The following is an 18,401-nucleotide window of genomic DNA, read 5'->3' as shown; positions in this document are numbered from 1 at the left end:
AGCGGCATACTCCGGGAGCTAGGAAGTATGTTTTAAGACGTTGAAATCAGCCTAAAAATTGACCGCTGCTTACCCCTACTAGCTGCCATTGCAGCTGCTCCAGGGCACCATGATTTAAATAGTTAAAATTTTCTACTGAATAACACTAGTCACAGTTAATGCCATTGTTTCCTTCCCAAGTAGCCAAACCAGATGGTACTTGCGGCCTCATCCATCAAAACTATTTCATGAAAAAGCACTACCGATTCTGGGGGGGGCACAAAGACTGTTCGTCATCCTATTGTTAACTATGTTGCCGGGTCTGGTACATGCGCAACTATCCATTGGTGGCAGCGGCGGCAGTATTACCGGGCCAACCGAGGCAGAAGCTCGGGACGCAGGCTCGCAGATACAGGAATCCACGTATCGGCACACGTTCGAGGGAGAAAATTATTTCTGGCACGTCAAAGGCGCCCTGACTATCAATGGGCAACCAACCAGCTCATGGCCTGGTGGCAGGGTACCCGACGAGTCACGGCTGGTAACGATTGCCTGGGACAGCGTGGACACGGGTATCGTCCAGCTCTGCCGAGGTACCAATGAAGCGTCCGAGGTCGTTGCCGAGCTGCGTGTAGAGGTAAGTGTCGGTGGCAACTGCGACGGGCGTATCTTTTATAATGGTCAGGGCAATGTCAGCCTGGGCTGGAACATTACCGGCGATGTGTACTTGTGCCCGACTACGGCGCAAAACACCGAGCTGCACAAGTTCGAGTTCAATCGGAGCTGCGTAGGCAAGCTCAGCGCCACCGATACCCGTCCACGCTACCTGTGGACCATCAAATACAAACTTGCCTCGGGTGGAGAGTACCAGGAGCAGTGGCAGAACCCAGGGGAAAACAATCAACAGGCGGAGATCTTACTGCGGCTGTACGATGTAGTACCGCGTACGCGCTACCAGGCAATTAATCGCGGCTATATTCCCTGGAATTATAATCCCCTAGCCCCCGTGCTTACCAATGGCAACGCGGGAGAAGTAATTACCGGTGCCCGTATCGAAGTAACCGGGTACTCTTGTGGCACATGGCTAGCTCTGTGCGGCCAGGTTTCCAAGACCATCAACGTGTACTATTACCCGTCTACGCCCGCTACGCCCAGCGTGAGCGGCTCGGGCATCCGGTGCCGCACGCAGACCTACACGGTGAGCGTGCCCGACGTGCCCCAGGCGACGCGCTACGCCTGGTCGGCTACGGGCGGAGCCACCGTTTCGGGCACTGGCAGTACGGCCACGCTGAACCTGAGCACGACTGGCCCCAACGTAAGCAATGTGGAAGTGCGGGTAGTGGCTTATCAGGACAACGCGCCCTGCCGCAAGAACAGCGACGTTTCCGCGCCGGCCAACATTGCCCTAGCCCTAGCCCCCGCGCCGGCAGCTCCCCGCAACCTGCAACTGCAAGCAGATCTGTGCCCAAGTCTGCAATCTAAACCGGTAACGGTGGAACCCGTAAGTGGCGCTACCAACTACCGCTGGACGGTGACTGGGGCTGGGGCCAAGATAGGCACTAATAGTACCACGGAAACTATCACCAATACCAACAGCACATTAGCGTATCTGCCGCAAAATGGCCAAGTGACACTCACATCCCAGGCCATCACCGCCTGCGGTGGCACGGGCGCGGCGGCCACGCAGACCTTTACGGTGGGCAGTACCGCCCTGCCGGCCTGCCCGACCAGCCTGCTGGCTGACTATCAATGCGACGGCACCGACCTGTTTCGCGTGTCGGTACCTAATCCGGCGTTCGGCATTCAGTACAACTTCTCCGTGCGCAACATCCAACCCGGTAACGTGCAGGTAGTGGTGATGAGTACGACTAGGAACTCCGTCAGCTATTTGTTCTCCGGCGGCGTACCGACTCGCTTCGACGTGCGCCTGCTACTGAATGGCTGCGCCGATTTTGACGTCTGCGGACCTTTCACCGTTACCCCCAACCCGGTAATTTCCTGCCGTGGCAGGGCACGTGCCGCCACGGGAGCCGACCCAGGCAGCGCCGACCGCCTGCCCCCCGCTACGGCCCAGCTCTCGCCCAACCCCACTAGCGGCGAGGTACGCATCGCCTCAACCGGCTCGCAGCAATTCGTGCGGGCAGAGCTGACCAACGCACGGGGCACCCTGGTGCTGACCCGCAAAGCCACCAGCAAGGAAGCCGGCATTCACAGCCTTGACCTGCGGGCGCTACCGGCCGGCCTTTACACGCTGCGCCTCTACGATGGCCAGACCTGGAGTAGCCAGCGGATTATCAAAGAATAAAACATGCATTTCACTCACCGGCAGCCAACGGATTTCGTTGGCTGCCGCCAATGCTTTACGGCAATGACGCCACGTGTACTTCTGCTGATATTGCTTTGCGGCCTGCTGGCCAGGCCGGCGTTCGCGCAGAAAGAATATAACGTCTGGTGCTTCGGCACGGGCAAAGCCGATTTCAACCAGCGACCGGTAGATGCCAGTCAGACCACACCGAGAAGGGACGGCGAGTTTTCGTTAGCCTATCACGGCAGCATCGCGGATGCCAACGGTCAGTTGCTGTTCTACACCGGTGATTACCTAACCATTTACAACTCCCTGGGGCAGGTAATGCGGAATGGCAATCCAGTTTTGAACGCTCAAAGCCGATTTTCATGGGGCACGGTAATCGTACCCATGCCGGGCTCCGCCACGAAATACTATGTATTTGGCACGAGTCATCCCCCCGATTGGAATCTATCTCGTTCGGACCAAAATGGCAGCCACCTTATGCTATACTATGCCATAGTGGACTTGGCGGCCAACGGGGGCCTGGGAGAGGTAGTACAACGGGCTGCCCCAGTGCTGTCGCAACCAGTAAACGATAACCGCCTGGTTGCTATCCGCCACCAGAACCAGCGTGATTACTGGCTGGTAGTACGGACCCGCGAAACCCGGACGTTTCTCGCCTTTCCCATTACGTCCACGGGCATCGGGGCGGCCGTGCCTTCGCTGGCCGGGCAAGGCCCCTATACCTACTTAGGCTCGGGCTTCGCGTCGCCGGATGGTCGTCGCCTAGCCTGGGGCGGCACCGAGCTGCTCTCGACCAATGCCAACGGCCAGAACGGCACCACCCAGGATTGCCTAACGCTGTACGACTTTAACCCGGCCACCGGCAGCGTAAGCCGGCCTGTATGCATTCATCGGTTCCCGCCACGCGGGACCCCAGTCGAAAGTGGCCTCCCTTTCAGCTACGACGGCAACTATATTGGGCGAGGAGCTCAGCTATGTTTTTCTCCCAACAGCAAGGTGCTATACAGTGCCGAGGACTATCTTGACGCGCCGGCGCAGCGGTATCGCAGCCACTTGTACCAGTATGACCTAAGTCAGCCCACCCCGGAGCAGGTGAGTAGCTCCCGCCGGCTACTCACCTCCCTGGGCTCACCCACGGAAACGCCGGATTCGGTGCGCATATTCACGTTTCCCCAGCTGGCCCCCGACAGCACCATCTGGGTGAGCGACGGCCAGAAATGGGGCAACGGGTATGTGAATAACGGTGGGTTCAAAATGACCGCCGCCGCCGTGCTGCGCCCCGACGTGGTAGGCCCGGGCTGCCAGTTTCGGCGGCGCGTGCATTGGTACGCCCGTGGGGTCGATAGCTACGGCTTTCCCAGTATTATCGCCAATACCCTGTTTGCCGCTCCTACGCTCAACTACGACGCCGGCTGCCCCGGCGACTCGGTCCGGTTCTGGGCCGGCAGCCCCGGCGGCACGGCCCCCCGCTGGGACTTCGGCGACGCCACGGCCGGCGCGGCCAATACGGCCGTCGGCCCTTTCGCCGCGCACTTCTACGCCCGGCCGGGTACCTACACCGTGCGTCTAGCTCTGCCCACCGGCGCTGTTCTGACCCAGCCGGTGACGGTAGCGGCGGGCGGCGGCGCGGAGCAAACGCGCGTCAACATCTTCACCCCCAACGGCGACGGCCTCAACGAGGAGTTTCAACCCCTGCGCGGTGCGGCCCTGGCCGATGCCCACCTGCGCGTGTTCAGCCGCTGGGGCCAGCTCGTGTACCAAACCCGCGACCCCGCCGCCCGCTGGGCGGGCAGCGGGGCCGCCGAGGGCGTGTATTTCTACCAGCTCGACTACCAGGACTGCCGGGGGCAGACCCGGACGATAAAAGGCCCGGTGACGCTCAGCCGCTGATTTTTCTCTCTGTTTTTCCGATTTTCTATGTTCGTCCGCTTCCACTTATTGGCCCTGCTGCTGAGCCTGCTCAGCGCGGCCCCGGCCCGGGCCCAGCTGGCTACTTCTTACGTGCGGGTTCCGCCTCCCGGTATGCCCAACTCTTCCAACCTGAGCCGCGGGCCCGACGGCTCCAAGGACTATCATCGCGCCGCCGCCATTTACCCGGCCGCCGACGTGACGGCCCCGGCGGGCACCATCGTCCGGTCGGTGGGCTTCCTGATCCGGACGCCGGCCGCCACGACTGCCACGGGCACCCTGCGGGTGTGGCTGCGCCCCACTTCGGATACGAACTACAGCCTGGCCCCCGACTGGAGCTACCTGCTCCAGCTGCCGACGCCGTTTCAGCTGGTATACGACGGCCCGCTCACCATCCCGGCTGCCGCGGGCTGGATCGACCTTATGCTCACAAACCCTTACACGCACAATGGCCAGGGCTTTTACCTGGCCTACGAATGGGTAGCCACCGCCAAATCAGCCACCGGGGCTACCTATGACACCAACTCGGAACGGGCGCAGGCTATCCGGGTAGAAACGGGGCAGCTTCCTCCCCCCCAGCTTACCCAGGCCAGTGCGCATCGCCCGGTAGTGCGGCTGGGCTATGATACGCCCGCCCGCGACGCGCAGGTGGTGCGCCTGTACGCGGCCGGACAGCTGGCCCGGCAGCCGGGCGTGCTGCCGCATACCGTGCGGGCCGTAGTGCGCAATACCGGCCAGCAGCTGCTCACCAACCTGCCCGTTACGCTCACGGCCAGCGCCACGGCGGGCGGAAGCGCTACCTACACGGTCACGAAGGTAGTAGCCGATCTGGCCCCGGGAGCCGAAAAAATAGTTTACCTGCCCGGCTGGGCTCCCACGGGCACAGGCCGCGCCTACCTACGCGTGAGCCTGCCCGCCGACGATGAGCCGGCCAACAACACCGGGCTCGACTCGGTGCAGGTAACGGAGCACGAGCTGAGCTATGCCGTGGGCAATCCGCCTTTGCCCACGCCGGCCAGCGGCGTCGGCTTTGGGCAGGGCTCGGGCACCATGCTTTGCCGAATGCCCCTGCATGACCCGACGACCGTGCGGGCCGTGCGGGCCTACCTGAGCTACCAGTTTGGCCAGAACAGCGTCGTGTTCGGCATCGTACTCGATGAGCAGGGCCGCTTGCTGGCCCGCACCCCCGACCATGTCGTACTCGATACGGAGCGTGACCGGTGGCTTACCCTGGCGCTGCCCTCCCCCGTACTCGTGCGGGGTCAGGCCTTCTACTTCGGATTGGCGCAGGTTTCTACGCCCCGGCCCAACGGCTATTTCCCCCTGGCTACCCAGGAAGAGCCCTTTATGCGCGACAGTGCCTACTACTCGGCAGCCGGCGACTCGGCCCTGACGGGGCTGAAGCCGCCCCGCGAAATCCGCACCCTGGGCCGCTTCCTGCTCAGCGCCGACGTAACCACCGGCCAACCGCTGGCGGCGGCGGCCAGACAGTCTGAGCTACCGCTGCGCGTATTCCCCAATCCTTGTCCCGATGGCTGGCTCTGGCTCTCCGCCGCCGGCCCCTGGGAGCTGATAGATATGCTGGGCCGGCGGCGGGCCGGGGGCATGCTGCCCGCGCCGGCCAAAGCCAGTGCCGAACCGTCGCGGCTGGACTTGCGCGGCTTGCCAGCCGGCTGTTACCTCCTGCGCACGCAAACCGCCGCCAAACGCTGGCAGACGACGCGCCTCATCCTGCAGTAGGCCGTGTGCCCTCCGTCAACGCTCCAGACCTATCCCCCCATCAGCCCATCAGCACACCGCAAAATCAACACATCAAAAATCAGCTGATCGGGACTTTGCGCAGGATGGCGTCAATCAGGTCCTGGGTTTTGATGCCGTCGGCTTCGGCTTCGTAGTTGAGCAGGATGCGGTGGTTGAGCACGTCGCCGGCCACGTCCTTGATGTCTTCGGGCAGCACATAGTCGCGCTCATCGAGGAACGCTACGGCCTTGGCGGCGCGGTGCAGGGCAATGCTGGCCCGCGGGCTCACCCCAAACTGCACGTACTGCTGAAACTCGGCCAGGTCGTAGTCGGCGGGGCGGCGGGTGGCAAATACCAGCTCGATGATGTACTTCTCCAGCGTTTCGGAAATCTGCACCTGGTTGATCAGGTTGCGGATGGCGAAGATGTCGTCCTTGGTCAGGATGGGGTTTACCTCGCCCACGTAGCTCATGTTGGCCATGCGGCGCATCACCTCCAGCTCGTCGGTTTTCTTGAGGTAGTCGACGTACACCTTCATCATAAACCGGTCGACCTGAGCCTCGGGCAGCGGGTAGGTGCCTTCCTGCTCCACCGGGTTCTGGGTAGCCAGTACCAGAAACGGCAGATCCAGCGGGTAGGTGGTTTCGCCGATGGTGACCTGCTTTTCCTGCATGGCTTCGAGCAGAGCACTCTGCACCTTGGCCGGGGAACGGTTTATTTCGTCGGCCAGCACCAGGTTGGCGAAGATGGGCCCCTTTTTCACCTCGAATACCGACTGTCCCTGGTTGTAAATCATGGTACCCACCAGGTCGGAGGGGAGCAGGTCGGGGGTAAACTGCACGCGCTGGAAGTGCAGGTGCAACACCTTCGACAACGTGCTGATGGTGAGGGTTTTGGCCAGGCCCGGCACGCCTTCGAGCAGGATGTGGCCGCCGGTAAACAGCCCGATGAGCAGGCGCCCCACCATGTACTGCTGGCCCACCACCACCTTGCCGACCTCGGCGAAGACCTGCTTGATCTTCTGCTGGTAATCAGGGGCCAGGGCCGGGGTGGCGGAGGGTAACGACGAAGAATCGAACATACTAGCGGGAAAACCACGGTGATGGTATCAAAGGTAGAAAAAGCCCGGGATGCCCCAACGCTGCCGCGGCCAGCGCCTTTTTGCCGCCCCCCACCCCATTGCACTACCGGCTGCCCCCTCAGGTCAAGCCCGCCGGTATTGGCTGCTTCCGCGCAACGTGGTATATTTCGGCCTATGCCCGCCGTTTCTCCCGCTTCCCTGCCCCCGTCATCGATTCGCCGCTTTCTGCTGGTGGCGGTGGCCCTGTACGGGCTCTGGTTTTTTGGCTACGAGCGGTGGCTGGCCGTCGATGGGCGGCTGGATGCGGCGCTGTCGGCCAACATTACCGCGGCCAGCGCCTTCGCGCTTCGCCTCTTTGGCTTCGCTGCCGCCGTAGACGCCCAGGACCCCTACATGGTGCTGCTCAACGGCCAGCCGGTGGTGCACGTGGGCAACCCCTGCAACGGGCTGATTCTGTACGCGCTGTTTGCCGGCTTCGTGCTGGCTTTTCCCGGCCCCGTACGCCGCAAGCTGTGGTTTATTCCGCTGGGTATGGCCGCCATCTACCTGCTCAACATTATCCGCGTGGGCGGGCTGGCGCTGAACCATCTGTACTACCACGAGTCGGTGGAGTTCAACCACCACTACACGTTCACCTTCGTGGTTTACGCCTGCATCTTTTTGCTCTGGATGCTCTGGGCGCGCCGCCTGGCCGGCCCGCCGCCGGGCAGTGCCGACCATTCAGCCCCTGCTTATGCCTGAGGCCCAACTCCGGGGCCTGACCAGGCCGTCGGTCCTGGTGCTGCGCGGCATTCTGGCGGCCGTGCTGGTGCTGGCCCTGTTTGCCGTGGGCGTGTATTCCGACGCGGTGCTGGTGGCCATCGACCGGTTCTGGCAGCAGCTGCTCACCCTGCTCGGCCTCGCCGACCAGGCGGCCACCCTGCAGCAGGGCATCAGCGGACTGGTAACCAAGCGCAGCCTGATTTCGGTGGTGACCTATTCGCTGCTCTACACCGGCAGTTGCCTGCTGCTGCTGGTGCTGGCCCTCTACGATGCCCGCCGGCTGCGGCTGGCCCTGCAGCTCTACGGCGCCGTATTCGGGGCCTGCGCGGTGCTGGTACTCACCGGCAAGCTGGCCGGCGACGCCGCCTGGGCCTACCAGCTGGCCCGCCGCCTTATCGACTTCATCGTGTCGCCGCTGCCGGTTATTATGCTGGTGCCGCTGCTGCACTGGTACCAGCCCCCGACCCCGGTCCGGCGCTAGCGGCCGGGGCCGTCGTCACAGCGGGCTTTCGGGTGCGGGGAGGTGTGGCGCTTCGGGCTCGGTCATGGTGATGAGCACTTCGTAGTAGGGCCGACCGGCAATGCGGGCCCGCAGCCAGCCGAAGAAGCTCAGCACCTGCAGCCCTTCGCGCTCCTCGGGCAGGGCCTGCGGCATCTGGTCGACGCGGGCAATGAAGCCGGGCGTCTTCACCACCGCCGGGTTTTCAATGATTTCACGCACCAGCTTGAGGTAGGTCAGCACGTAGTGGTAGGTGGCAGCGCCCTCCTCCACCCGCTCCTTGAGGCTGCGCTCAATGGCCCGCACCCGGTTCAGGGCCACGTCGGGGTTGTCCATTTCCAGCTGCACCAGCATCTCGCCGATGTTCTTCATCACCACCCACTCCAGCCCCATCTGCTGCTCGCACCAGCGGTCGGTGCGCCCGATGCTCATCAGCACGCGGTTGGTGCGCTGGTACTGGCCCTCGGCGAAGTAGTGGAAGCCCAGCCCCAGGCGGGCCGTCAGCTCGTCGCGGGCGCCCAGGGTTGTTTCGCGGCTTTTAAGCAAGTCCTCCAACAGCCGGATGCTGTCTTGGTTGCGGCGCAGAAAGGCGTAGTTGGCGGCCAGCAGGAAGGTATACTTGGGGTAGAAGTCGGCCATGTAGCTGCGCGGCTCGGTGTGAAGCACAGCTTTCAGCTGATCCAGGTACGCCACCGACTCGTCGAAGCGCCGGCTGCGGTAGAGGCCGTGGGCAATCATGTACAGCAGCCCCAGCTGGTAGTAGCGGTGGGCCGGCGTGAAGCCGTGGCGCTTTTCCATCAGCCGGTAGCAGCGGATGGCGAAGGGGGTGAAGGAGATAAAGTCGCCGCGGGCCAGCATGGCGCTGCGGGTAATGGCCAGCAGCCGGTAAAGCAACGACGGCCGGCGGGCAAAGGCCTCCTGCAGATCGTACTCGCGCAGCACCTCCTGAATAATGGTGTTGAACGCGTCGCCGGCCCGGCCCAGCAGGCGGGCCTCGCGCAGCCGCTGCCGGATCAGGGCGTGGGCAATACCGGCCCGCTCCTCTTCCTCGGCCGCCTTCTTGTTCAGGGTGCGGCGGCGGATGATGTCGGTCAGATCCTCCGCATGCTCGTTGTCGGCCTGGGCAATCTGCAGGTTATACACGGTGTTGAGCAGCTCGTACTGCTCGTGGGTCTGGGCCAGCTTCTCGGCCTTGCGCAGCGCGCCCCAGGCCAGCCGCGGCACACCAACTTCAAACAGGTACTCGGCCAACGTGAGCTGCCCCCGCACCGAGGAAGCCGCCGTAGGGTCCTGGTGGCGCTGGCGCAGCAGCAGAAAATCGGTGATATGGCTTAGCAGCCGCTTGCGCAAGGCATAATAGGCCACCGCGTTGGGTTCCTCCGGGTACAGCCGCGGCACCAGCTCGTCGGTGGAGTATTCGCGCTGCTGTAGCAGCAGCTCGAACAGGCGCGTATCGAGGCGGCCTGTCTGCACCTTGCCCTGACGCTGAATAAACCGTCCCAGGTCTTTGCGGTCTTCGGCCGAGAAGGAAAGCAGCGTCGTGCGTAAATCGTCCATGCAGGCGTAAGCGAATAAGAATACCTATCAAAAATAGGCAAAACCCCCGGCTCCCGGAAGCGCCGCCGTCATGGGAAAGCTTTAAACAAAAAAACCCTTTCCACAAACTGCGAAAAGGGTTCTTACAGGAGTACCAGAGACGGTGACAGAACCTCACAACCGAAAGACTCGGTAACTATTTATTCATCAGCCGCTTGCGCAACTCGCAACGGCTGTTCGTTTTTAATGGGGGGCGTCAGAGGGGGCTTCCTCTACCAAAAACCGCTTCACTTCGCTCTTATCGTGGCCCAGCAGCTCGATAACTTCCCATAAACGCTCGGTAGTAATATCGGGTGTGCTGGGAATAAAACTTGACACGTAGCCGCGTACACGCCACAGCTGCTGAATGTCGCGGGCTTCCAGTGGGTAAGGCTTGCGGTGTGGGTTGTCTGAGAACAATAGCACCTCCATGTCGGGCGACGTAATCTGCTGGCGGATGCGCTTGAGCATGACACTCTCAGTAGTTACCACCACGTATACCTCCCCCGGCTCCAGCAGCCGCCGGTCTTCCACTAAGGACGTTACCACCACGTCATGGTGATTGAAGATGGGAATCATGCTGTCCCCCGCCACCTCGAAGGCGCGATACGACCCGTGTTCAAATCCCGGTATTTTGTAGTGGCGCAGGTCGCGCAGGTACACTGCTTCGTTGTGCTGCAGGGAGTAGCCAGCCTGGGCATGCACAGGCACTAGTACCGTGGTTTCTTCTCCATCCTTATCCACTGTTACCGTCAGCACCTGCAGGCTGCTGTTCTTATATGGCGGCGTGACGTTCACGACAGAGGACTTGCCGCCCACTTCCATCGGGCCCCGGCCCAGCATCAGCCAGTCCGCTGACACATTCGGAAAGCAGGCGAAGATGTCAAACAGGGTCTCGAAGGAGGGCTTCACTTCGCCACTGAGCGTCTTGTAGAGCTTGCTTGACTTCCCATAGCCCAGCTTCACACTGGCCTCGTACGTGGTCAGGTTGTGCTGCTTAAACAGCTCTTTGATACGACTGCCTACCTCAGCATCCAGGGTGCCGGACAAAGAATTATTGTCCTGTGATTCAACTTGTTGCATTATTAGGCGTGTTTTGGTTTTCTTTTATGCAAAAAGCATGGTAATATGTGTACTGTTTTGTAGCAGGTACAAGACAAATATACATTTTTTTCGCATAATAACATGAAACAACCGCGTAATAACGGCAAAACCTCCACCCTTCATGAACTGGTCCGACAGCTGGGGGCGAGGACCACTATTGTGCAGGACACGCTGGAAAAGCTTACGCAGCAGGGTCATAGCTTCACGCGCAGCACCTTGCACAGCGTCATTCGGCGCGGTTACGGCACTCCGGTGATTGTTAATGCACTACTGGAGACTATCGAGCAGGAGAAGGCCGCGCAGCGTATCATCCAGCAGCGTATTGCCCAGCTAACCGAGCAGTAGCCATGCAGACCGTCGTCCTCATTCCCGAGCCTGAATGGAAACAGATTCTGGGTCGTCTGGAGAAACTCGAAACGGCCGAGCAGCACAGAGCCAGCGCGTCGGACACTGCCCCGGATGAAGTGCTGCCAACCGAGCAGGCCGCTGCCTACATCGGGCTATGCGCCGAGGCCTTGCGGCGGGCCCGCCGCCTGGGCCGCATCCCCGGCGTGCGCCTCAACGATAAGGACTGGGGCTTCCGCCGCTCCGCCCTCGATGCTTACCCACGCCGCTACCACCGCCCGGCCGCATGAGCCGGCAACTCACTCACGGGGCGCTGTTCAACGGCATCGGCGGGTTCCCGCTGGCGGCCCGTCTGGCGGGTATCCAAACCACCTGGACGGTCGAAAATGACCCGTTCTGCAACGCCGTCAGCCGCCGGCATTTTCCTCACGCCCATCAGTACCTCGACATTCACGATGTCCACAACCCCACGCCAGTTGACATTATTTCCGGCGGCTACCCCTGCCAGCCTTATAGCGCCGCCGGGAAGCGCCGCGGCGCGGCAGATGACCGTGCGCTCTGGCCGCAGATGCTCCGCCTTGTTGACGCATTGCGGCCCGGCTGGGTCCTTGGTGAAAATGTTGCTCACCACATCCGCCTGGGCCTCGCCGCTGTGCTCACTGACCTGGAAGCTGCAGGTTATGAAGTCTGGCCGCTGCTTATTCCGGCTTGCGGTGTCGGTGCCCCGCACCAGCGGGAGCGAGTCTGGATTCTGGCCCACACCCACGACCGTGGACGCCGGCTCTGGCCGTATCAACCGCAGCCCGTCACCGGGGGCGGCGGAACGTCCTACGCTGGCTCTGCTGGTGAGGATGCTGCCCACGCCCATAGCCAACGATGCCCAGAATCCCCAGGCCTACCCCAGCCGTCTGAACCGCTTACGACCAAGTGCCTACCGGGGCCTGGCCGTGGCCCTGACGCGGGAGCAAGCGGCCCCGGTTCTTGGCAGCTCACTCAACCCCCGCTTCGTGCTCGAGCTGATGGGGTTTCCCCCCAACTGGTGCGACCTGACGGAAGCGCAGATGCAGCTGGTGCGCCAGCAGATGCGCCGGAGCCGAAAGGCTGGGCCCGCCACGCCATAAAAGCGGCCGGCAACGCGCTGGTACCTCAGATTCCCACCCGGTTCTTTCAGTTCGTTGCCGACTACGAAGCCGGCCTTTCCGCGGCGCTCTGAAAGCAAATGCCAACGGCTGGCTCGCTTGTTAACGGGGTATTGCTCCACCTTTTACCCTGCTGTGATGCAAGCTGTTATCCTGGTTTCCGAGGCCGAGTGGAACGGCCTCCTCAATGAAGTGGCCCGCCTCCGGACTGAGGTGGAAAAACTCAGCACCCCAGCCGCTCCACCCGACCGCATCCTCACCGTGCGCGAGGCTGCTCTCTACCTACGGCTCAAGCCCGAAGGCGTCCGCAATGCCCGCCGCCAGGGCCGCCTGCAGGGTTTGCATATCAATGAAAAGGAGTGGGGCTTTCGGCTCTCCGAGCTCACCCGCTACCTCACCCGCTACAACCGCCGCCCGCTGGACGGCCCCTTACCCAACTAGAACTTCTTTATGACTACCCAGCTTGCCCCCATCGTCGGCCCCGACGCGCCAGCCACGCCGTCCGTCATCCGTATCCAGAAGGCCAAAATCAAAAATCAGCAGCTCGCCTGCGAATTCACGGAGCAGCGCACCGACGAGGCCCCACCCCGCGCCTTCACGCTCACCGCGCACGAGCTGGTTCACCCCGACCTGCTGCACGCCTTCAGCCGCCTGGTGCCCCACCTGTGCCTGCTGACCGAGCAGCTGACCGAAACTCCCACCTACTGGCCTGAGGACCCGGCCGAAGCTTTACCCACGCACTTCGACCAGTTCACCGTTACCGGCCTGAGCATCGGCCAGGGCGGCGGCGGGGTTACGCTCATTGGCCAACGCATGCTCAGTGGCGGCAAGATTCTCAACCTCACGAGCCCCTACGTCGCTTACGACGATGAAACCAGCCAAGCCTACAGCTATGCGGGCCTGCTCGACACGGCCGTCCTTGACGCTTTAACTGAAGTTGAGGCTGCGCTACGAGGCAAATGCACTGAGCACTGCCAATTGGACCTGTTCGATTCGCCCACCGCAGTGCCGCAGTTGGGAGTCGGCGCCTAACGCCGCCGGCTTGTGAACTACATCTGCCACACCCGCGCCATCCATGAGCAGTTGAGCCGCCAGCCCGCCGCCACGCCCCACCACGTCAGCCTCTACTGGGCACTGTTCTTCCAGTGGAACGCCAGCCATTTTGCCCCTGGAATAGATCTGCACCACCAGACCATCATGCAGGTAGCCCACATTGGTAACGAGCGTACCTACCGCGCTGCCCTGCGCGACCTGGAAGCATGGGGCCTGCTCACCTACCAGCCCAGCATCTCCCGGCACCAGCCCAGCCGCTGTTTCCTGACCGACGCATCGGGGGCAGAAGTGCCCGAAGTAAACCGCTCTACCAGGAGCGAAAACGCCCCCGATAAATCACCTTCTACCACGGGCAAAAATGCTCCCGATACCTCCCGGTTATCAGGGGCGAAAGTGGCCCCGGTAAAAGACTCACCAAGGGCAGAAGTGCCCCCGGTACTCCTTATAGAGAATAAAACAGATTGTAGTAGTAAACATCTACATCAAAACGGCAGCGGCGGACCGAAAAAAAAAGAGGGGCAGATTTGGCCGGACGAAGAGCTTTCAGGTGATGACGATTCATCTGATCTGACAAATCCGACCAATGGCGCAGGTGAAACCCAGAAAAAGACGCCGCGACTAGAGCGGGGCGCGCCAAAGAAAAAGAGGGTAGGCCCTAGCCACGCACGCCGTCCCGAGGTGCCATTCATGGAATCTGAATTAGCCAGCTACGACGACTTCGCCACTGCTTTTGAAGGTACCGACTACGCGCTGGCTGACCTACGCTACTACCACGCCCGCATCAGCGCCTGGCGGCAGAAGGGCCACCCGCCCCGCCGCCGCGACTGGCACGCCACCGCCATTCAATTCTTCCTCAACGATGCTCACGATAACCGCCTCAAACTGGCCCCCGGCATCAGTGCCTACCAGCCCGGCGCTGCGTCCACCGACGCCGGAACACTCTTTGCTCGCACTGGCTACCGCTCCAAGTACGATTCGTGAGCTGGCCGGCACGCCCAACCCCGAAGCCCGTGCCCTGCTGGCCGAGCTGTCCGTGGGCCTGACACCCGCCCAGGCCGCGCAGGCGCCCAAGCTGTTTCAGCTTCGCCGCCAGTTAGGAGAGGCCGTGCTGGTCAAGCTGGTGGTTATCATCCTGCGGGCATTCATGGACTCGCTGCGCGTGCCCGACAAGCCCGACGCGGCCGACATCCTGGAAATGGCCGATACTCTCGCCCACACCTACACCCACGACAGCCTCAAGGACATCATCCTGGCCCTGAAGGAAGCCCGCACCCGTGGGAGCAAATTCTATCAATCCCTCGACCCGTCCCGCATCTACGCGCTGCTGCAGGAGTATTTCAACCGCAAAGCCGAACGCCTCGAACAGCAGCACCTCGACCAGAAAGCCAGTCAGACCAGCAACCAGCAGCAGGAATTAGCTCAACTCCAGCAGGTAGCCCCGCAGCTGACCCAGGGCCTGGCCCGCCGCATCCCCGACGACCACCCCAACGCCGAGCACATCCGCCAGCGCCTCACCATCATCAGCCAGAAGGAAAAGCGTGGCCTCCTCACCTCTGAACAGGCTGAGCAGCTGCGCGCCGAAACCACCGCCGCTACCCACCGCAACCCGCGGTCCGACTGGCAGCCCAGCCCCGAGGCCCACAAGCAGATCAACGCCCGCCACCGCACCGAAGACCGCCGCCTGGCCGAGAAATATCGACCCAATACCGCATGAGCAGGCCCAGGTATCCGCATCATTATGTCTCGTTCAGCCTATGCCCAGAAGGGAATGTAGCGGGCGTGCTTGCGTGACGAGCCTTCGGGCTCGTCGTATTTGATGAGCTTAGCTGCCAGGGCATCGTTGAGGATGCGCGTGGCGGTGCTGTAGGCCTCATCGGCAATGTTGAGGCGGGTGCGCAGGGTTTGGTTGGTCATCTTCTGGCGCATAACGTAGAGCAGGCAGCAGTGCTGGTAGGCGGCCTGCACCCGCTCGCCTTTATCCATCTTCTCCAGGGGGCGGGGAGCAAACAGCACCACTTTGGTGTGCTTCTCGGTGGGCAGAAATTCCAGCGGCGGTAATTGATAAAGCTCCACTTCTCCCACTGCCTTATCAATGCCACTGCCGCGTTCCTCGCAGATGTGTGCCAGGCGCATCAGCGAAGCCAGCTGCTCGTTGCGCGACTGGTTTTCGTCAATGAAACGCAGAGGGTCGATAATGGGCAGGCCGGGGTTGGTAATTTCGATGCGGTCCGAGTAGATTTCAACCAGCGGGCCGGTTCCCGTCAGCGCAAAATCCTGGTGTACCAGGGCGTTGGCCACCAGTTCGCGGATGGCCAGCTCCGGATAGAGCCGCACTTCCTGGCGGAGCGCCTGCCCAATGAGCTCGTTGGCCGGGAGCTGACTATTGATCCACTCTATTAGCCCTTTGAAGCCGGCGGCGTAGCCTCTCACGCCGGGCTGTTCGCGCAGGGTCTTGCTGCGTTTGCTGGGTCCGTCGTATACGATTACCCGCACGGACTTGCGCTCCAGGCCCTCAAAGTCAGCCAGCCGGCGTGCGAATAGAATGGCCCCCAGGTTCGTGATACCGTAGCTGCCGGCGCGCTTGGTTACGAGCTTCTGGTGCATGAGCTTGTCAAGGATGGCCGCCTGGGTGTGGGGCAGAGGCTGCTCCAGCAGCTCAAAGTAAGCCTGCACGTCGAGGCGCTGAACGACTTCGTCGGCGCTGAGCTGGCCGGCGGCTTCCCCCTTCTCGAATACCTGCCGAGCGGGCGTGTGCCAAAGCTTGCGCTCCTTATCGGGGTATTCGCGCAGGGGCTTGGTAATGCTGTTAACGCGGATGTAGGCTTCGTTCTGAAAGCGCACCGGCCGGTCTTCGGCGGCCGGCACCTCCAACATAACCATAGCGTGGCCATCGTACTCGAACTCCGCAATTCGGAAGTCAATGCGTGGCTCCAGCATCCGGCTCAGCCACATTTCCAGGTCCTCGTTGCCCTTCTTGGCGGTACGGGGGCTGAAATCCGTCCCCACGACAGCAATCGGCGCATCCTGCACCCCAAACACCAGATAGCCGCATTCCCGTCCGTGTAGCCGGGCTCCGTTAGCCAGGGCCGAGAGGCGCTTGCCGATTTCATCGGGGTTGGTGTTGTTTACTTTAAACTCAACCCATTCCCGCTCTCCCAGCTTGAGGAGACGGTCGAGGAGGCTGCGGAGAGGAGACTGGTCTTCGTACACGAAATTGGACTTGCTACGCGTTTTGCTTCATAGCGCTTCATAAGAAAAGCGCGTCAGCAAGCAAATTTACGCCTCTTTAGCTGAAGATAAAGCCTGTAAATAGCATAGCCATTCATAAGTGACTTGCACAGGATAAAGTTATCCACATTCCTGAAGCAGATGGAGCTACGGCAACTTGTGCGTCTGAGTGCTAGTCAATGATTCACTGACATTCCGCTTGCATCTGGCCCTTTCGTCATCCTTTCGTCATCCTTTCGTCAACGGCGGAATGACGAAAGGATGACGATAGATTAATGAAAGCTCTTGCCATAAAAATTGCTTTTTCAGGCTATTAAGCCGCTTTTTGTGACGAAACAAATATGTCTTGACCCAGAGACATATTTGTTTCGTCACAAAAAACTGTACCTGTGGGCACCCGGTACCTTATTCTCTATACTGGTCTCAGACTTATGCGCATCCTCGTCGTCCCCGATCTTCACGGCCGCACCAACTGGCGCCAGCCGGTGGCAGACTTCCTAGCCGCCGCCGCCGCGACTGACCGGGTAATATTCCTCGGGGACTACCTCGACAGCTTCACTGTTGCCGACCAGCCCATGCTCGACAACTTCATCGATGTGCTGCTGCTGCGCGAACGGGAGCCCGAGCGGGTCATCCTGCTGCTGGGCAATCATTGCTTCCCCTATCTGTTCTACCCCGCTTTCCAGTGCTCAGGCTTCCGCCCCCAGCTGGCCCCGGCGCTGCATATCCTGTTCAAAACGCACCAAGCCCTGTTTCAGGTGGCGTGGCAGGCCGGGTCCTACTTGTTCACCCACGCCGGTGTCTCCGATATGTGGCTGGAGTCTAATCGGCTGGCTATTCGTCTTTTGGTGGGCCACCATGCCCGACCCGACAACATAGCCGACACCCTCAACCAGTTGCTGGCGTCAGAGCAGGGCCGGCAGCTGCTTTGGCAGGTGTCCGGCTATAACGGTGGGCGCGACCGGGTCGACGGCCCCCTGTGGGTGCGCCCCGTGCACCTGAGCCGGGGCCTACTGCCCCGCCTGATCCAGGTGGTGGGCCACACGCCTCAGCCGCACATTCATTCTGAAATCAACGAAGCCACCCAGACCGGTTTTATTGTCGCCGACTGCCACGACCACAGCCCCGACGAGTTCCTGACGCTGCAGCTCACAAAATAGCACGCCCGGCTCGTTCCCGGGCGGGCTATTTTAGGAATATTAGTCGAGGAGCTGTGTGCCGCTATAGCTCAATAGTCCTCATAAACCGGCCCATCATCGTGTCCCGCAAATGCTCCAGCCAGGCTCGGGCATCCTCCGGTGTCTGCATCTCGTCCTCCGGCAATGGCAGCATGGGCACCACGTCACTGCCCGCGCCCATCCGCACCTTCAGGGCATAGCCATGGAAGTAAGGCGCCGGCTCAAATTCAAACCGCATTCCCCGTGCCATATGGGCTCCAAAAATCTCGGTCATGGATTCTTCATCAGGTAGAAACTGGCTCATTTTACTTGCTATTTTTATTAGTTGAAAAATTAATTTCAGATTGCCAAAACGAGCAACAAGCTAGCAAAATGGCTTTATATGCTTAAAAAGCAAGGGGCTTAGGAAGCAAATCGAGCTTAGAGGGGCCGTTGGCGAAGTTCTTTGAGCAAGACTTTATACACGTTTTCGTAGCGATGGTTGAAGCGAAATTCACAT

18 protein-coding genes and 1 pseudogene are annotated in these 18,401 nt (G+C 61.3%); 14 read left to right on the top strand and 5 right to left on the bottom strand.

Features of this window, described 5'->3' with window-relative positions; genetic code table 11:
- The first annotated feature begins 541 nt into the window (after positions 1-541).
- The 3 genes from ABD842_RS03540 to ABD842_RS03530 all read left to right on the top strand — a co-directional run bounded on the left by ABD842_RS03540 (position 542) and on the right by ABD842_RS03530 (position 5,938).
- Entirely contained in the window at positions 542-2,284 is a 1,743-nt protein-coding gene (locus ABD842_RS03540) for a T9SS type A sorting domain-containing protein (RefSeq protein WP_345110154.1), read from the top strand.
- Positions 2,285-2,767: 483 nt separating this feature from the next.
- On the top strand, positions 2,768-4,180 hold the full coding sequence (locus tag ABD842_RS03535) for a T9SS type B sorting domain-containing protein (RefSeq protein WP_345110151.1): 1,413 nt from the start codon (positions 2,768-2,770) through the stop codon (positions 4,178-4,180).
- Between the two features lie 27 nt (positions 4,181-4,207).
- A complete protein-coding gene (locus ABD842_RS03530; protein ID WP_345110149.1) occupies positions 4,208-5,938 on the top strand; it encodes a T9SS type A sorting domain-containing protein in 1,731 nt (576 codons plus the stop codon).
- Between the two features lie 79 nt (positions 5,939-6,017).
- On the opposite strand, the gene ABD842_RS03525 is transcribed toward ABD842_RS03530, so the two are convergent.
- The gene (locus ABD842_RS03525) at positions 6,018-7,019 is read right to left on the bottom strand and encodes an AAA family ATPase (RefSeq protein WP_345110146.1); all 1,002 of its coding nucleotides are present in this window, start codon (positions 7,017-7,019) and stop codon (positions 6,018-6,020) included.
- Positions 7,020-7,193: 174 nt separating this feature from the next.
- On the opposite strand from ABD842_RS03525, the gene xrtX reads away from it, so the two are divergent.
- On the top strand, positions 7,194-7,760 hold the full coding sequence (xrtX, locus tag ABD842_RS03520) for an exosortase X (RefSeq protein ID WP_345110144.1): 567 nt from the start codon (positions 7,194-7,196) through the stop codon (positions 7,758-7,760).
- Positions 7,753-8,262, top strand: coding sequence for an XrtX-associated membrane protein (locus ABD842_RS03515; protein WP_345110142.1), 510 nt, complete (start codon positions 7,753-7,755; stop codon positions 8,260-8,262). The genes xrtX and ABD842_RS03515 overlap by 8 nt, the downstream gene beginning before the upstream one ends.
- A gap of 15 nt (positions 8,263-8,277) precedes the next feature.
- Here the strand turns inward: ABD842_RS03515 and ABD842_RS03510 are convergent, their stop codons facing one another.
- On the bottom strand, positions 8,278-9,837 hold the full coding sequence (locus ABD842_RS03510) for a hypothetical protein (RefSeq protein WP_345110140.1): 1,560 nt from the start codon (positions 9,835-9,837) through the stop codon (positions 8,278-8,280).
- A gap of 222 nt (positions 9,838-10,059) precedes the next feature.
- Entirely contained in the window at positions 10,060-10,938 is an 879-nt protein-coding gene (locus ABD842_RS03505) for a LexA family transcriptional regulator (protein ID WP_345110137.1), read from the bottom strand.
- A 102-nt stretch (positions 10,939-11,040) separates the two neighbouring features.
- Between ABD842_RS03505 and ABD842_RS03500 the strand changes: the two genes are divergently transcribed.
- The 8 genes and pseudogenes from ABD842_RS03500 to ABD842_RS03465 all read left to right on the top strand — a co-directional run bounded on the left by ABD842_RS03500 (position 11,041) and on the right by ABD842_RS03465 (position 15,210).
- Complete coding sequence (locus tag ABD842_RS03500) at positions 11,041-11,304, top strand: hypothetical protein (RefSeq protein ID WP_345110134.1); 264 nt, start codon at positions 11,041-11,043, stop codon at positions 11,302-11,304.
- Between the two features lie 2 nt (positions 11,305-11,306).
- Positions 11,307-11,594 (top strand): helix-turn-helix domain-containing protein, encoded by a 288-nt coding sequence (locus tag ABD842_RS03495; protein WP_345110131.1) that lies wholly within the window; start codon positions 11,307-11,309, stop codon positions 11,592-11,594.
- Positions 11,591-12,022 (top strand): annotated as a pseudogene (locus ABD842_RS21170) (DNA cytosine methyltransferase); the annotation flags it as partial. The gene ABD842_RS03495 and the pseudogene ABD842_RS21170, both read left to right, overlap by 4 nt.
- Positions 12,023-12,155: 133 nt before the next feature.
- A complete protein-coding gene (locus ABD842_RS03485) occupies positions 12,156-12,425 on the top strand; it encodes a hypothetical protein (protein ID WP_345110126.1) in 270 nt (89 codons plus the stop codon).
- 156 nt (positions 12,426-12,581) lie between these two features.
- Positions 12,582-12,884, top strand: coding sequence for a helix-turn-helix domain-containing protein (locus ABD842_RS03480; RefSeq protein WP_345110123.1), 303 nt, complete (start codon positions 12,582-12,584; stop codon positions 12,882-12,884).
- 9 nt (positions 12,885-12,893) lie between these two features.
- A complete protein-coding gene (locus tag ABD842_RS03475) occupies positions 12,894-13,475 on the top strand; it encodes a hypothetical protein (RefSeq protein ID WP_345110120.1) in 582 nt (193 codons plus the stop codon).
- 12 nt (positions 13,476-13,487) lie between these two features.
- Positions 13,488-14,477, top strand: coding sequence for a hypothetical protein (locus tag ABD842_RS03470; protein ID WP_345110117.1), 990 nt, complete (start codon positions 13,488-13,490; stop codon positions 14,475-14,477).
- A complete protein-coding gene (locus tag ABD842_RS03465; protein ID WP_345110114.1) occupies positions 14,440-15,210 on the top strand; it encodes a hypothetical protein in 771 nt (256 codons plus the stop codon). Before ABD842_RS03470 ends, ABD842_RS03465 begins: the two co-directional genes overlap by 38 nt.
- A 38-nt stretch (positions 15,211-15,248) precedes the next feature.
- Here the strand turns inward: ABD842_RS03465 and ABD842_RS03460 are convergent, their stop codons facing one another.
- On the bottom strand, positions 15,249-16,706 hold the full coding sequence (locus ABD842_RS03460; protein ID WP_345110111.1) for an RNA-binding domain-containing protein: 1,458 nt from the start codon (positions 16,704-16,706) through the stop codon (positions 15,249-15,251).
- A gap of 449 nt (positions 16,707-17,155) precedes the next feature.
- Between ABD842_RS03460 and ABD842_RS03455 the strand changes: the two genes are divergently transcribed.
- Positions 17,156-17,884, top strand: coding sequence for a metallophosphoesterase (locus ABD842_RS03455; protein ID WP_345110109.1), 729 nt, complete (start codon positions 17,156-17,158; stop codon positions 17,882-17,884).
- A 61-nt stretch (positions 17,885-17,945) separates the two neighbouring features.
- Here the strand turns inward: ABD842_RS03455 and ABD842_RS03450 are convergent, their stop codons facing one another.
- On the bottom strand, positions 17,946-18,206 hold the full coding sequence (locus tag ABD842_RS03450) for a hypothetical protein (protein WP_345110106.1): 261 nt from the start codon (positions 18,204-18,206) through the stop codon (positions 17,946-17,948).
- Positions 18,207-18,401: the final 195 nt, after the last annotated feature.

It is taken from the genome of Hymenobacter algoricola, assembly GCF_039539525.1.
Lineage (GTDB): Bacteria > Bacteroidota > Bacteroidia > Cytophagales > Hymenobacteraceae > Hymenobacter > Hymenobacter algoricola.
This window is presented reverse-complemented; position numbering and strand designations above follow the sequence as displayed.